Source organism: Tardiphaga sp. 37S4 (assembly GCF_021044645.1).
In the GTDB taxonomy this organism is placed as follows: Bacteria; Pseudomonadota; Alphaproteobacteria; order Rhizobiales; family Xanthobacteraceae; genus Tardiphaga; species Tardiphaga robiniae.
In genome coordinates this window covers 4,171,411-4,184,342 of record NZ_CP088008.1, presented here as the reverse complement: position 1 = coordinate 4,184,342, position 12,932 = coordinate 4,171,411, and the positions used below count along the sequence as shown (strand labels likewise).

The window sequence follows — 12,932 nt, the reverse complement described above, 5'->3', positions numbered from 1 at the left end:
GGCTCATGAAAAAGCCGCCGCCCTTTCGGGCAGCGGCTTTTGATTCGGGTGGTCTAGTGCCGATCAGTCGTGACGCAGGCCGTCAGCGGTGCGCTTCCACTGCGCGACGTTGTCGGCGATCAGGCGGGTCGACTTCATCGCGGCCTGGCTGAGCTGGGCATAGCCGGAGATCTCGCGCTGAACGCGCTGGCCTTCGGCGTGGAGCAGGTCGCGCAGGCTCTCGAGTTCGGAAACCAGCTTCTCGATCTCACCCAGCGAGGTGCCGGCAACGCGCTGGATCAGCGAATTGACGCTGTTCACGGTCGCTTCGGTCGTCGCTTCCAGCGGCGCTTCGGTGCCGGTGGTGGTTTCACTGCTGTTGTTCACCATGCCAGGCACCGGACGACGGAGGTAAGCGATATCGTTGCGCACGAAGTCGCGGATACCCGCTTCGACTTCAGACACAGCGGCGAGGTTGCTGTCGTCATCTTTGGCTTCTGTCTGTTCTGAACGAATGGCACTCATCAGCTCTTCCTTGTTTGTGTGAAGCGGACTTCACAATGAGCGAGCGCGGTCCCCCGCATGACAAATTTACGTGTACATCTGCGCAGTGGATTTTGACGAGATAGCGGCGAATATGCGGCAGGGCGCCGATCTTTGCCGGCAATCGTCTGGCAAAGTGTATTAAAACTTAATTCACCAACTATGCTTGAAGCCGGCCGAGAACGTCTTGTTGGTCACGCCCTGGACAGTCTCGCTGATCGATCCGGAGACGTTGACGCCGCCAAACAGCTTCTGCTCCGCGCCGAACTTGCGCAGCCATTTGTCATCGGTGGTGGCGAGCGATTGTCCGGCGATGAAGCTGGTGCCGGTATCAGTGATGTTGAAACGCGCGAGCTGGTCGGTCTCATAGCTGCGCGTCGGGCGACCGTTGTAGCCAATGGCTGGAATGCTGCCTTGCTGGATCACGTTGTAGCCGCTCTGCAGCGTCAGCGAATACTGATCGCCGGCAATGGGTACCGACTTGCTGAGCGAAGTGCCGAGTTTGGTTTGATCCGCGCCCGGATCGACGCGCGCTTCGATCGCCGTCTTGTCCCAGATTGAGCCCACGCCGGGAGCGGTCGCGGCCGCCCAAGCTGCGCCGCCCGATTGGGCCTGCGCCGTGCCGTCGCCGAATTGGTTGCGGTAGGCATCGGCTGCGCTGCGCGGCGCGTTTTGCCGCGCGACATTGATGTCGGCGCCGACGCGGGTATCCCAGAACGGCGTAACCGACTGCTTGACCGAGAGTGCGGACGCGCCGTTGCTGTCGTTGGAAGTCCAGCTGGACGACGGGCTGCCGACGATTAGCGACGAGCGCTTCTCGCGGAGCGATGCCTTCGCCGTCGGCGAATCGTCGGTGTTCAAGAGGCTCCAGTCGGGTTCCGGGGTGTCAGCAGGAGGAGTGGCTGCCGTGTCGACCTGCTCTATTTCGCCGGGAGGCGGCGCAACGTCGACGAGGCCGCTCCACGGATTCTGCGCGTGAGCCGGAAAGGCAAACGCCGTTCCGCCGAGTGCTGCGATGAGCGCCCAATATGTCGGTTTGATTGAAGCCATCGTGCCACTGCCCAGCAAGATCGCGGATCGATTGGCACATAATACCATCAGGCTCGGCGGAATTGTGGCGTCGCAACATTTCGCTGGGGATGAACTTGGCGATTGGCAATCGCCGTGCTGCTCAGGCGATCTTCGGCAGATGGATAGGTCGGCCCAATGCCTGTTCGACCAGGTCGAATGTATCGACGACCACGCGCATGCTGGTCAGACGCCCGGCCTTGAACTGCGCGAATTGCGCCAGCCGCAGGCTGATAGGGCGGTTCGAATCCAGTGCGGTCAGCGAGAAGCGCATCATTGCGGAGCCAGATTCATCACCAAGGATCATCGACTCACGCTCGAAGCGATGCACCCGCACATTGTCGGCGATCTGCTTGCAGACATCGAGCACGGCAGCTTTGCCGTGGCGTGCGCCGAGAAACGGAAACATGTCGATCGGGCCGTAGACCGCCCATTCGATATTGTCGTCGATGATGTCAGCGAGTTGGTCGAGCTGGCGTTCGTTGATGGCGCGATGCAACGCGCGCGAGAAACGCCAGAGGCTGTGCTCTGTCATTGGGATAGTCCTGAAAATGGTTGAAACACTTGCGCGCCGGGGCAACGTTGCCCGGGCGGTCTGCACAAATTGCTTGATAGCTGAAGTAATATAATTTCGCTAAAATTCAACGGTTTATTTTGCAATGCACAAATGTTCGTGGTGAGGAGCTGCTCACCAAAACGTTAAGCTGCATTGCGGCGTCGGCATAACCTTACCGGTATGTCTGCTCGTGGTCCTGCACGGGGAGCGGTTCCATGGCGACATCGCCATTGCGGGCAGCAATGACGCCGAACAGGAGTGCCCCGCCGACGGCGCCGAGGAGTGCGCCAATGGGCATGAAGGTGAAAAACACCAGCATGGCGCTGTAGCCCTCGAAATTGCTGGTCTTGAACAATTCGACCCAGGCAACGCCGGCGCCGATCCCCACGGCCGCTCCACCGAGCAACCCCAGAACCAGACCCAGCAAGATCAGCAACGCGATTTTCATGCAGCGCCCCCACTCAATGTTTTATGCGTCAAACAACGGCGCCAGAAGGTTCAACGGCGGGGCGGCGATTTCATGTGCCGGAGCCCGGGTAAGGAACGCAGTTTGAGCGGCTGCGTTTTCTCCCGACCTGCAAGGGAGATTCCCGATGACCAAGCACATCCAGCCCGTTCCCGAGGATAACTGTAGCGACAAGGGACCTGGCAGCGCGCCGAAGGTCACGCTCGATAACACCAAGGGTCATCGCGACGACGAGAAGCACAATATTCGCGAGCAGGCGGCGCACGGCAATCTCACGCAGAACACCAGCAACCGCCGGTCGGGGTGATCGCAATGCAGCGGGCGGTGTCTATATAAAAGGAATGGCCAGTAAACCTGTCGTCACCGCGCGCTTGCGCCGCGCGTCCCCCGTTCTTGTCTGCAAGAAATGCCTTGGTCGCATTGATGACGGCAAGGCACTGCGCAAATCGCTCAAGTCGGACTTGAAACGCCGCAGCGCGAAGCAGGACGTGAAAGGTCCACGCGTGGTGCTGACGAGTTGCCTTGGCATTTGCCCAAAGCGCGCCGTCGTCGTGGCGAGCGCCGCGACGCTGCAGAACGGGCAGTATCTGTTGCTGTCAGGTGCGGACGCCAGCGCCGAGGCGGCGGAGACGCTGATGCCGGATCGCGTGCCTAAATAGAACGATCAGGCGGCCGATTTCTCCGGCAGTTCTCCTCCCAGCGGCCGGCGTTCCATCTCTTCGCCGAAATCGATCGGATGCAGCAGCGCCTCGTGGAGCTGATGGCGATCGAGTTCGCCTTCCCAGCGGCTGATGACGATGGTGGCGACGCCGTTGCCGATCAGATTGGTGAGCGCCCGGCATTCGCTCATGAACTTGTCGATGCCGACGATAATGGCCAGTGCGGTGATCGGAATATCGGGGATGATCGACAGCGTCGCGGCCAGCGTCACGAAGCCCGCGCCGGTGACGCCCGATGCGCCCTTCGATGTCAGCATCGCCACACCCAGCACCGCGGCCATCTGGCCGAAGGTGAGATGCGTGTTGGTGGCCTGCGCCAGAAACAGCGTGGCCAGCGTCATGTAGATATTGGTGCCGTCGAGATTGAAGCTGTAGCCGGTCGGAATGACGAGGCCGACCACCGGCTTCGATGCGCCCAGCGCTTCCATCTTGGTGATCATGCGCGGCAGCACGGTCTCGGACGACGAGGTGCCGAGCACGATCAGCAGCTCGTCCTTGATATAGCCGATGAAGCGCAGGATCGAGAAGCCGAAGGCACGCGCGATGCCGCCGAGCACCAGCAGCACGAACAGCAGCGACGCCAGATAGAAGGTGAAGATCAGATAGCCGAGATTGACGAGGGCGCCGAGGCCGAACGAGCCGATGGTGAAAGCCATCGCGCCAAAGGCGCCGATGGGCGCGAGCTGCACGATCATGCCGATGATGCGGAAGAACATCTTGCCGGCGAGATCAACGCCTTCGGCAATCTTTTCGCCGGGTTTCCCCATATGCGAGATCGCGAAGCCGGACAGGATCGCCACCAGCAGCACCTGCAGCAGATCGCCTTTGGCCAGCGAGTCGAAATAGGACGTCGGAATGATTCCCATCAGATGGGTGACGAAGCTTTCCTCCTTGGCGCGGCTGACATAGCTGGCGACGGATTTTGCGTCCAATGTGGAGGGATCGATATTGAAGCCGGCGCCGGGCTGCAGGAAGTGGCCGACCAGAAGGCCGATCAGCAGCGCAAGGGTGGAGACCGTCTCGAAATACAGCAGCGTCTTGCCGCCGATGCGGCCGACCTTGCTCATGTCGCCGATCGAGGCGATGCCGTGCACCACGGTGCAGAAGATCGCCGGTGCGATCATCATCTTGATCAGGGCAATGAAGCCGTCGCCGAGCGGCTTCAGCGCCTTGCCGGCATCCGGATAGAAGTAGCCGACGGTGACGCCGATCGCGATCGCGATCAGCACCTGGATATAGAGGATGCGATACCAGGGTTGCTTGGCCATCGTGGTTTCGTCCCTTGAAAGCGCTCATCACCATCGACAGCCGCGCGCAAAACATAGGTGCGCTGAGCTGCGGCGTAAAGTCACGCTTTGAACAGACCTGAGGTTAAAGCGCGGCGCAGCCCGGCCATGTCTCCCGCGCATGCTGCACTTGCAGTGGTGCGCGCCGGGGCCATTTAAATCTCAAAGGAAGCATCGCCATGCTTGATATCACCGCACATCCCTTAGATGACGATTCCGCGACACCCGCCGTTGCCGCAGTGCCGAACGATGCTGCGCTGCTCGATGCCTATTCGAACGCTGTCATCGATGTCACCGAACGCGTCGGCCCCGCGGTCGTGCGGGTCGAGACCGGAGCCAAGACGCCGAATGCCCGCGAACGCGGCGGGCTCGGCTCTGGCATCGTCATCTCGCCCGACGGCCTTGTCCTGACCAACAGCCATGTCGTCGGCAATTCGAAGCATATACGCCTGCGCGACACCGAAGGCGTCGTCACCGATGCCCGCGTGCTCGGCGCCGATCCCGATACCGATCTTGCTTTGCTGCGGGCCGATGGCGCGCGCGAGTTGCGTTATGCGGGTCTCGGCAATTCCAAGAACCTGAAGCGCGGCCAGCTCGTGGTCGCCATCGGCAATCCGCTCGGCTTCGAATCCACGGTCACGGCCGGTGTCGTCTCGGCACTCGGCCGCTCGATCCGCTCGGTGAGCGGGCGCAACATCGAGGACGTGATCCAGACCGACGCCGCGCTCAATCCCGGCAATTCCGGCGGCGCCCTGGTGTCGTCGCGCGGCGAGGTGATCGGCATCAACACCGCCATCATCCAGGGCGCGCAGGGCATCTGCTTTGCGGTCGCCAGCAACACCGCGCAATTCGTGCTGTCGGAGATCATTCGTCACGGCTATGTCCGCCGCGCCTTCATCGGCGTGTCCGGCCAGACCGCGCCGATCCCGCGCCGCCATGCGGTGCTTGCCGGCATCGAGAACACCATGGGCGCGCTACTCGACCAGATCGATCCCGACGGTCCGGCGTTCAAGGCTGGTCTGTTGCCTGGCGATGTCGTGATCAGTCTCGATCACGTGCCGGTGAATGGCGTCGATGATCTGATCCGTATTCTTGATCGGGACCGTATCGATCGGACGATCGAGATCGACGTGCTGCGGATGGGCCGCTTGCGTGCCATCGACATTCATCCCGTCGAACGCAAGGTGCTGGCGCGCGCGTAACAAAAGCGTTTTCGAGCGAAGTGGTCACCGGTTCGCGTTAAGAAAACGCGTAAAACAAGAAGCAGGAGCCCCGTTCCGATTCAATCGGAACGGAAAAGGCTCCGCGTCAGGCCTTGTGCAGCAGCGATAGCTCGGCTTTGAGGCGCAGGCTGCGCTTGCCGGCGAGGGCGGTGGCTTCGAAGGCCGCGCAGCCGTCGCTGCAGCTGCCGGAAAAGCCGATGCCCACTTCATAGCCGGCGAACAGCGAACTCCCGCCGGCTGCGGGCGTGTGTTCCTGATTGACGATCTCGCCCTTCCAGCGGCCGCCGGCCGAACCATAGGCGCCGAGATAATAGAAGCGGGCGTCGCCGCCGAGAATGCGGCCGTCGAACAGCAGCATCACGCCGGTCAGCCCGTCCTCGACGCCGTCGAGGGTTTTCATGTGCAGCGAATACAGTCCGTTGGCGATGCCGCCATCGCCCACGGTGCCGGTGTCCGGGAAGTCCTCTTCGTCGAGCCGCGTCATCACGGATTCGAAGGCCGGTCCCTTGCCCTGCGCGTCGCCGCCCGTGAACCTGTAGTTCTTGCCGTCATGGATGCCACGGACGCGGATCGAGCCGTCGTCGTCGCCATAGAGCGTGCGAAACTGCGAGCCGACATGATGGCGCTGGCCGTGGATCACCGCATGGATGCCGTCGTCGGCTTCCTCATAGGTGCCGATATGGGCGAAGGCGGTGTTGCCGCCCAGCATGCGGCCGTCCTTGCAATACATGACGCTGCGGCCGACCACGTCGCCCGCCCGGTAGTCGCATTTGTAGAAACCGTCGAACACCTAAAGCCACCCACTGCGCCAACGGGCACCAGTGTAGACGCTCGCGCAGTGCGATAACAGGCATTCCCGGCCGGGCATATCAGCCATCCCGTCCGCGTGACGAACGGAGGTTGGTCGCGCCGGGCTGATCACGCTGTTATTGGGGGCCCGGTCGCCGATTGTCGCGCGGCGGGTTTGCGGGCATGGTCGCGCCGAAATCGGGGAGGCCTATGATGCGTATTTTACGATGGATGGTGCTGTTCATGACTGCTGCATTCCCGGCTTTCGCCCAGCCGGCGCCGTCGCCCGAGGTGCTGCGCGATCTCGCTCCCACAGGCAAACTCCGCGCCGCGATCAATTACGGCAATAGCGTCCTCGCCCAGAAGGGCCCCGACGGCGCGCCGCGCGGCGTCTCGGCGGATCTTGCCGCTGAACTCGCCAAGCGCCTCGGCGTGGCCGTGGACTATGTGCCCTATGAGGCGGCAGGCAAGGTGTTCGAGGGCGCCAAGGCCGGCGCCTGGGATGTCGGCTTCATCGCCATCGAGCCGGTGCGCGCGCAGGAGATCATCTTCACCGCGCCCTATGTAATCATCGAGGGCACCTACATGGTCCCCGTGAATTCGCCGCTGAAGACCGTCGATGACGTCGACAAAGACGGCGTCCGGATGTCGGTCGGCCTCGGCTCGGCCTACGACCTCTATCTCACCCGCACCATCAAACATGCCACCGTGCTGCGCGCCGATGCCGGCGGCGGCAGCGCGATGATCCGCAAGTTTCTCGACGAGAAGCTCGATGCCGCCGCCGGCGTGCGCCAGCAGCTCGATGCCTATGCCAAGGACCATCCGGAGATGCGCGTGATGTCCGGCCATTTTCAGGAGATCCAGCAGGCAATGGCCATGCCGCGCATTGCCGACACGCCGCGCACGGCTGGCGTCGCCTATCTTGCCGCCTTCGTCGAGGAGATGAAGGCGTCGGGCTTCGTCGCCGACGCGTTGAAGCGCAGCGGCCAGGTCGCCGACGTCGCGCCGCCGGCGGGGAAGTGAGCGTCAGCCTTTCAGCGTCCAGAGCATGACGCGGCGGACGAGGACAAAACCGATCACGAAGACGATGATCTGGGTATAGATGTTGCTGGCCGTCCTGCCGTATTGCTCGAACAGCGCGGCGGCCAGCGCAGCCACCATGCCCGATGCCAGCCCGACCAGATAGGTGCGGGTTCTGCCGTGGTCGCGCGTGACGTCGTCGAGCCGCTTCTTGAGGGCACTGATCTCGGTCATCGCCAACTGCCACTCGGTCATTGCCACTTGCCGCCGTGATGCGGCGTGATGGCCGCGCATCATGATTGGTTGGCGGGACGCCGAAACGGTTCAACAGGCCCGCGCATGCACCGTCGCATTTGTCTCTCCGATTCGAATGTCAAACAGCCATGTGACATCGTTCTCGCGGGTGAAAGCCCCGAGGTGAGCTGTCGTTCTCCCCTCGAAAACTGAGGGGAATGGAGCGCCGCAAGGCGCACCTTGGATATAATCGCCACATCCGGCTTGGCTGCGACGCCTCGCCTTCTGCAGCGCAACGCCTTGCGGCGCTCCATCACGGCGATTTCTGTTCCAGGGACCGTGCTTCCGGGTACTGGGCAGGGCTAATGAAAGCCCTCCGTTCCGGACAGGCTTTCGCCTGCCTTCACCCGCACCCGTCCAGCCGTTTCCGGCGCAGCCCCGTAGTGGGCCAGGACGGTGACCCCGGACCTCCCGAGTCCGTGCTTGCGAGGCACGTCCGCAGGCGCCGTATCCTGCTCCACTCCGAAAGCGCCCTCGAGAAGCGCCCCTCATGAACAGGACGGGAAGGGGTATATAGTCTTATAGGAATAATGTCAAATATATTTACTCCTGCACGCTTGTTTTCGTTGCGAGTGCACGGCGGCTTGGAGATATTGCCATTATGATTAGAGCTTACATAGATGACAGCGGGCTTGGGCAGCATCCGATCTATGTGCTCGGTGGCTGGTTTGCTCCGGTGGAAGTTTGGTCAGAGTTCTCAACTGCCTGGCGAGTAGCGCTTCGTAAAGAGCCACAAATTTCATATTTCAAGTTTAGCGAGGCATTGAGTCTTAAAGGCCAATTTCTCGGTTGGTCCGCGGAGCAGCGCAACGCCAAGGTACTTGCGCTAGTAAATCTATTCGAACAATTTCCTGTCGTTGGCATCAGTGCATCGGCACCACACGCAGTCTTTCAAAGGATCTTTGGAAATGCCAAGGGAGCAGCTGGCAATCCTTATGCGATGTTGTTCTACGGAATAATACACAGGCTTGTCAGCTCATGCATCGCAAATGGTATCTCTGATCAGGTCGAGTACGTTTTCGACATTCAGCCCGGGCAGACAAAGAAAGTCCTCAGAGCTTGGGATGATTTTTCGACGCTGTTTCCAAAAGAGTATGGGAATTATTTTGGCGAGGCGCGGCCGACTTTTGCTGATGACAAAAGCACGCCTGCCTTACAGGCCGCCGATCTGCATGCGGGCTGGCGCAGGCAACTGAATAGCGCCATGCTGCTGAAGAAGCCGATTCCTGAACCTATATGGGGAAATGTGGCGGCCAATATTCGCAATGAGTTCTGGTTCATGTGGTCCGACGTGGCGCAGGATTTATATTACGCCATCTTTCGTATTCGTCCGCTGACGTATTCCTTTGAGTATGGATACCCGCCAAGCTGGGCCTATGACGGGCGGCAATAGAGAGGCTGCAATACTGGCTATGCGTTCCTTCGCGGGGATGACGTGCGGAGACATGGGAGCGACCACACAATCTGCGCACGCCGCTAGCAAGCTATCCTCACCTCTTCTTCCACCCGCCCCGATGCCCCGGCGCGCCGCCGGTTGATCTTGGCGCGGGGCCAAACTCCGGCCCGGACTCGCGGCTGTTCTTCGGCTGGAAGATCTTGCTCTCGGTGCCCGGTCCCATCTCGTCCAGCGTCGGCTTGCGCGGGCGCTGAACTTCCTTGCCGCGAGCGGGCTTCACTTCATGCCAGTTCGCGATGCCCATCTCGTCGAGCCCCGGCTTGTGCACTTTCGACGACGCACCGCCCGCTGATGAACTCTTGCCGTATTTGCCACGCGCCTTGCCTTGTGCGGCCTTGTCGAGACGCGCCGGAAGATTGGCGGCGTCGCCGTATTTCTTCTCGCCTTTGTAACCGCCGCCGCGCGCGGCGACGCCGCGCTGCTTGACGGTGGGGTCGTCGACCACGGCGAGTTCGGTGGCGCGCAGGCGCTTGACCTCGTCGCGCAGGCGGGCGGCTTCCTCGAAGTTCAGATCGGCGGCCGCCTCGCGCATCCGCACTTCCAGATCGGCCAGCACGGCTTCGAAATTGTGCCCGATGGTGATGGCATCTTCGGCCATGCCGCCGCCGATATCCACCAGCACGCGGTCGCCTTCATAGACCGAGTTCATGATGTCGCCGATTGACTTCTTCACGCTTTCCGGCGTGATGCCGTGCAACGTGTTGTATTCGACCTGCTTCTCGCGGCGACGATCGGTCTCGGCGATGGCGCGCGTCATCGAGCCGGTCATCTGGTCGGCATAGAGAATGACGCGGCCGTCGACATTGCGCGCGGCACGGCCGATGGTCTGGATCAGCGAGGTCTCCGAGCGCAGGAAGCCTTCCTTGTCGGCGTCGAGCACGGCGACCAGCGCGCATTCGGGAATGTCGAGACCTTCGCGGAGGAGATTGATGCCGACCAGCGCGTCGAAGGCGCCGAGGCGGAGATCCCGGATGATCTCGATACGCTCGATGGTGTCGATATCGCTGTGCATATAGCGCACGCGGATGCCCTGCTCATGCAGGAACTCGGTGAGGTCTTCCGCCATGCGCTTGGTCAGCACGGTGATCAGCGAACGATAGCCCTGCGCCGCGGTGGCGCGGACTTCGCCGAGCAGATCGTCGACCTGGGTGCGGGCCGGGCGGATATTGATCGGCGGATCGATCAGGCCGGTGGGGCGAATGACCTGCTCGACGAATACGCCGCCGGATTCCTGCAGCTCCCAGCCGGACGGCGTGGCGGACACCGCGATCGATTGCGGGCGCATCATGTCCCATTCCTCGAAGCGCAGCGGCCGGTTGTCCATGCAGGAGGGCAGGCGGAAGCCGTATTCTGCCAGCGTCGCCTTGCGGCGGAAGTCGCCTTTGAACATGGCGCCGATCTGCGGCACCGAGACATGGCTTTCGTCGGCAAACACCAGCGCATTGTCCGGCACATATTCGAACAAAGTCGGCGGCGGCTCGCCGGGGCGGCGGCCAGTGAGATAGCGCGAATAGTTCTCGATGCCGGCGCAGGAGCCGGTGGCTTCCATCATTTCCAGATCGAAGGTGGTGCGCTGCTCCAGCCGCTGCGCTTCGAGCAGGCGGCCCTGATTGTGCAACTGGTCGAGCCGCCACTTCAGCTCTTCCTTGATCGACTTCATGGCCTGGATCAGCGTCGGCCGCGGCGTCACGTAATGCGAATTGGCGTAGATCTTGATGAATTCGAGCTCGTCCTGCTTGTGGCCGGTGAGCGGATCGAACTCCTCGATGCTCTCGACGGTGTCGCCGAACAGGTTCACGCGCCAGGCGCGGTCTTCATAGTGGGCCGGGAAGATGTCGATGACGTCGCCGCGCACGCGGAATGTGCCGCGGGTGAAATCGTGCTGGGTGCGCTTGTATTGCAGGGCGACGAGGTCGGCGATCAGCTGGCGCTGGTCGATGCGCTCGTCCTTCTTCAGCGCGAAGGTCATCGCGGTATAGGTTTCCACCGAGCCGATACCGTAGATGCACGATACCGAGGCCACGATGATGACGTCGTCGCGTTCCAAGAGCGCACGCGTCGCCGAGTGGCGCATGCGGTCGATCTGCTCGTTGATGGACGAGTCTTTCTCGATATAGGTGTCGGTGCGCGGGACGTAGGCTTCCGGCTGGTAGTAGTCGTAATAGCTGACGAAATATTCGACGGCGTTGTCGGGGAAGAAGTTCTTGAACTCGCCATAGAGCTGCGCGGCCAGCGTCTTGTTCGGCGCGAGGATGATCGCCGGGCGCTGCGTGGCCTCGATCACCTTGGCCATGGTGTAGGTCTTGCCGGAGCCGGTGACGCCGAGCAGAACCTGGGTGCGGTCGTTGCGGTCGATGCCTTCGACCAGTTCCTTGATCGCGGTAGGCTGGTCGCCCTTCGGCTCGTATTCGGACTTCAGCTCGAAGCGCACGCCGCCTTCGGATTTCTCCGGGCGCGGCGGACGGTGCGGCGTCCACACCTTCTGGTCCTTGAACTCCGGACGGCCATCGCGCACCAGCGCTTCCAGCGCATCGGCTGTGGCCTGCACGCCCAGTGCTTCCATCTTGTTGCGCGGCGGGCGCGCCGTCAGCGCCTCGGCGTCTTCTTCCTCGGTGGTGAAGCCGAGCTGCTTGGCCAGTTCCGGATCCAGCGTCGGGATCGAGGCCGAGGTGTTGTAATTGGCCTGCGGCGCTTCCTCGAGACCCTTCTGCTCGCTCAGCCGCGGCGCATAAGGCGCCACCACCGGCTGCGGAAACGGCTGCAATGGCGTCGGCCGCATGCCTTCGTCGCCCTCGAACTTCTTCGGCGTCGATTTGCGCGCGCGATGCACCGCGGCCTCGCCGCCGGAACGACGCTCGAAGGAATTACTCGGTGGCGGCTGCAACCCGGTGCCCGAGCCCATGCCGGCATCGCCGCGATTGATCGCCGGATTCAGCAGTTCCGCCAGGGCAGGCCCGATCGGCTTGACGTCGGGACGGCCGGCGCCAGGCTTGGCGGCGGGTGTCTTGATTGATTTTGTGGGCTTTTTCGGAGAGTCGGGTTTCTTCGCCATGGGCGGAATATGGGGCGAGTCCGGTGGCGATAAAAGGGCCCTATTTCAGCAGCTTCAACAGCTTCTTGCCGGCCGGCGTGGCGAATTCCCTGGCATCGATGGTGCCGTCATTATCGGGATTTGCCGCGCGGAACCGGGTTTCCACCACGGCGAGATATTCCGCTCTGTCGAGCGTGCCGTCATTGTCCGGATTGGCGGCCGCGAATTCGCCCTTGCTCAGCCGTTCACGCAGCTCCCGGGCGTCCAGCGTGCCGTCCTTGTCGCGGTCGAGCTTGTCGAACAGTTTGCCGGCGGCCGCCTTGGCCTCGGCGAGGTCGACGGTGCCATCCTTGTCGGGATCGAGCTGCGCGAGGAAGGAGGCGGCCTGCGCCGGCACCAGCGCGGCAAGAGGTATCGCGAGAGATAGCAGAACCGTGCGGCGTGTGGTCATGATCATCTCCCTTGGCGTACTCTATATTTCAATCAGGATGCGTCATTCGGA

At 62.1% G+C, this 12,932-nt stretch carries 14 protein-coding genes; 5 read left to right on the top strand and 9 right to left on the bottom strand.

Translation table 11 applies throughout. The features are described from left to right. Positions 1-63: 63 nt before the first annotated feature. From LPB73_RS19830 to LPB73_RS19815, 4 genes are all read right to left on the bottom strand, one after another. The gene (locus tag LPB73_RS19830) at positions 64-504 is read right to left on the bottom strand and encodes a hypothetical protein (protein WP_089261783.1); all 441 of its coding nucleotides are present in this window, start codon (positions 502-504) and stop codon (positions 64-66) included. Between the two features lie 171 nt (positions 505-675). Next, positions 676-1,572 (bottom strand): hypothetical protein, encoded by an 897-nt coding sequence (locus tag LPB73_RS19825; protein WP_231077929.1) that lies wholly within the window; start codon positions 1,570-1,572, stop codon positions 676-678. A gap of 121 nt (positions 1,573-1,693) precedes the next feature. Beyond that, the gene (locus LPB73_RS19820) at positions 1,694-2,125 is read right to left on the bottom strand and encodes a nuclear transport factor 2 family protein (RefSeq protein ID WP_089261779.1); all 432 of its coding nucleotides are present in this window, start codon (positions 2,123-2,125) and stop codon (positions 1,694-1,696) included. A gap of 193 nt (positions 2,126-2,318) precedes the next feature. Beyond that, entirely contained in the window at positions 2,319-2,594 is a 276-nt protein-coding gene (locus LPB73_RS19815; RefSeq protein WP_231077928.1) for a hypothetical protein, read from the bottom strand. Between the two features lie 145 nt (positions 2,595-2,739). Here LPB73_RS19815 and LPB73_RS19810 point away from each other — a divergent pair, with 145 nt between their 5' ends. Next, a complete protein-coding gene (locus LPB73_RS19810; protein ID WP_089261775.1) occupies positions 2,740-2,919 on the top strand; it encodes a hypothetical protein in 180 nt (59 codons plus the stop codon). Between the two features lie 34 nt (positions 2,920-2,953). Next, entirely contained in the window at positions 2,954-3,271 is a 318-nt protein-coding gene (locus LPB73_RS19805) for a (2Fe-2S) ferredoxin domain-containing protein (RefSeq protein ID WP_231077927.1), read from the top strand. 5 nt (positions 3,272-3,276) lie between these two features. Here the strand turns inward: LPB73_RS19805 and LPB73_RS19800 are convergent, their stop codons facing one another. Continuing rightward, positions 3,277-4,599, bottom strand: a complete 1,323-nt coding sequence (locus LPB73_RS19800; protein ID WP_120288607.1) for a dicarboxylate/amino acid:cation symporter — start codon at positions 4,597-4,599, stop codon at positions 3,277-3,279. A gap of 197 nt (positions 4,600-4,796) precedes the next feature. Here LPB73_RS19800 and LPB73_RS19795 point away from each other — a divergent pair, with 197 nt between their 5' ends. Continuing rightward, a complete protein-coding gene (locus tag LPB73_RS19795) occupies positions 4,797-5,819 on the top strand; it encodes a S1C family serine protease (RefSeq protein ID WP_231077926.1) in 1,023 nt (340 codons plus the stop codon). 106 nt (positions 5,820-5,925) lie between these two features. Here LPB73_RS19795 and LPB73_RS19790 read toward each other — a convergent pair whose 3' ends face one another. Continuing rightward, on the bottom strand, positions 5,926-6,630 hold the full coding sequence (locus LPB73_RS19790) for a hypothetical protein (protein WP_175367596.1): 705 nt from the start codon (positions 6,628-6,630) through the stop codon (positions 5,926-5,928). Positions 6,631-6,842: 212 nt separating this feature from the next. Here LPB73_RS19790 and LPB73_RS19785 point away from each other — a divergent pair, with 212 nt between their 5' ends. Then, the gene (locus LPB73_RS19785) at positions 6,843-7,652 is read left to right on the top strand and encodes a transporter substrate-binding domain-containing protein (protein WP_231077925.1); all 810 of its coding nucleotides are present in this window, start codon (positions 6,843-6,845) and stop codon (positions 7,650-7,652) included. 3 nt (positions 7,653-7,655) lie between these two features. On the opposite strand, the gene LPB73_RS19780 is transcribed toward LPB73_RS19785, so the two are convergent. Further along, positions 7,656-7,883, bottom strand: a complete 228-nt coding sequence (locus LPB73_RS19780; RefSeq protein ID WP_231077924.1) for a hypothetical protein — start codon at positions 7,881-7,883, stop codon at positions 7,656-7,658. A 661-nt stretch (positions 7,884-8,544) separates the two neighbouring features. Here LPB73_RS19780 and LPB73_RS19775 point away from each other — a divergent pair. Beyond that, positions 8,545-9,336 (top strand): DUF3800 domain-containing protein, encoded by a 792-nt coding sequence (locus LPB73_RS19775; protein WP_231077923.1) that lies wholly within the window; start codon positions 8,545-8,547, stop codon positions 9,334-9,336. A gap of 97 nt (positions 9,337-9,433) precedes the next feature. On the opposite strand, the gene uvrB is transcribed toward LPB73_RS19775, so the two are convergent. Further along, positions 9,434-12,451 (bottom strand): excinuclease ABC subunit UvrB, encoded by a 3,018-nt coding sequence (gene uvrB, locus LPB73_RS19770; RefSeq protein WP_231077922.1) that lies wholly within the window; start codon positions 12,449-12,451, stop codon positions 9,434-9,436. Between the two features lie 40 nt (positions 12,452-12,491). Then, positions 12,492-12,881 carry an EF-hand domain-containing protein gene (locus LPB73_RS19765; protein ID WP_231077921.1) on the bottom strand — a complete coding sequence of 130 codons (390 nt, stop codon included), beginning with the start codon at positions 12,879-12,881 and terminating at the stop codon, positions 12,492-12,494. Positions 12,882-12,932: the final 51 nt, after the last annotated feature.

What these genes read in the sequence shown, in the direction of transcription:
- uvrB (WP_231077922.1), bottom strand. Translation starts at nt 12,451, where the DNA reads ATGGCGAAGAAACCCGACTCTCCGAAAAAGCCCACAAAATCAATCAAG.
- LPB73_RS19775 (WP_231077923.1), top strand. Translation starts at nt 8,545, where the DNA reads ATGATTAGAGCTTACATAGATGACAGCGGGCTTGGGCAGCATCCGATC.
- LPB73_RS19805 (WP_231077927.1), top strand. Translation starts at nt 2,954, where the DNA reads ATGGCCAGTAAACCTGTCGTCACCGCGCGCTTGCGCCGCGCGTCCCCC.
- LPB73_RS19765 (WP_231077921.1), bottom strand. Translation starts at nt 12,881, where the DNA reads ATGACCACACGCCGCACGGTTCTGCTATCTCTCGCGATACCTCTTGCC.
- LPB73_RS19825 (WP_231077929.1), bottom strand. Translation starts at nt 1,572, where the DNA reads ATGGCTTCAATCAAACCGACATATTGGGCGCTCATCGCAGCACTCGGC.
- LPB73_RS19810 (WP_089261775.1), top strand. Translation starts at nt 2,740, where the DNA reads ATGACCAAGCACATCCAGCCCGTTCCCGAGGATAACTGTAGCGACAAG.
- LPB73_RS19820 (WP_089261779.1), bottom strand. Translation starts at nt 2,125, where the DNA reads ATGACAGAGCACAGCCTCTGGCGTTTCTCGCGCGCGTTGCATCGCGCC.
- LPB73_RS19815 (WP_231077928.1), bottom strand. Translation starts at nt 2,594, where the DNA reads ATGAAAATCGCGTTGCTGATCTTGCTGGGTCTGGTTCTGGGGTTGCTC.
- LPB73_RS19830 (WP_089261783.1), bottom strand. Translation starts at nt 504, where the DNA reads ATGAGTGCCATTCGTTCAGAACAGACAGAAGCCAAAGATGACGACAGC.
- LPB73_RS19800 (WP_120288607.1), bottom strand. Translation starts at nt 4,599, where the DNA reads ATGGCCAAGCAACCCTGGTATCGCATCCTCTATATCCAGGTGCTGATC.
- LPB73_RS19795 (WP_231077926.1), top strand. Translation starts at nt 4,797, where the DNA reads ATGCTTGATATCACCGCACATCCCTTAGATGACGATTCCGCGACACCC.
- LPB73_RS19780 (WP_231077924.1), bottom strand. Translation starts at nt 7,883, where the DNA reads ATGACCGAGATCAGTGCCCTCAAGAAGCGGCTCGACGACGTCACGCGC.
- LPB73_RS19785 (WP_231077925.1), top strand. Translation starts at nt 6,843, where the DNA reads ATGCGTATTTTACGATGGATGGTGCTGTTCATGACTGCTGCATTCCCG.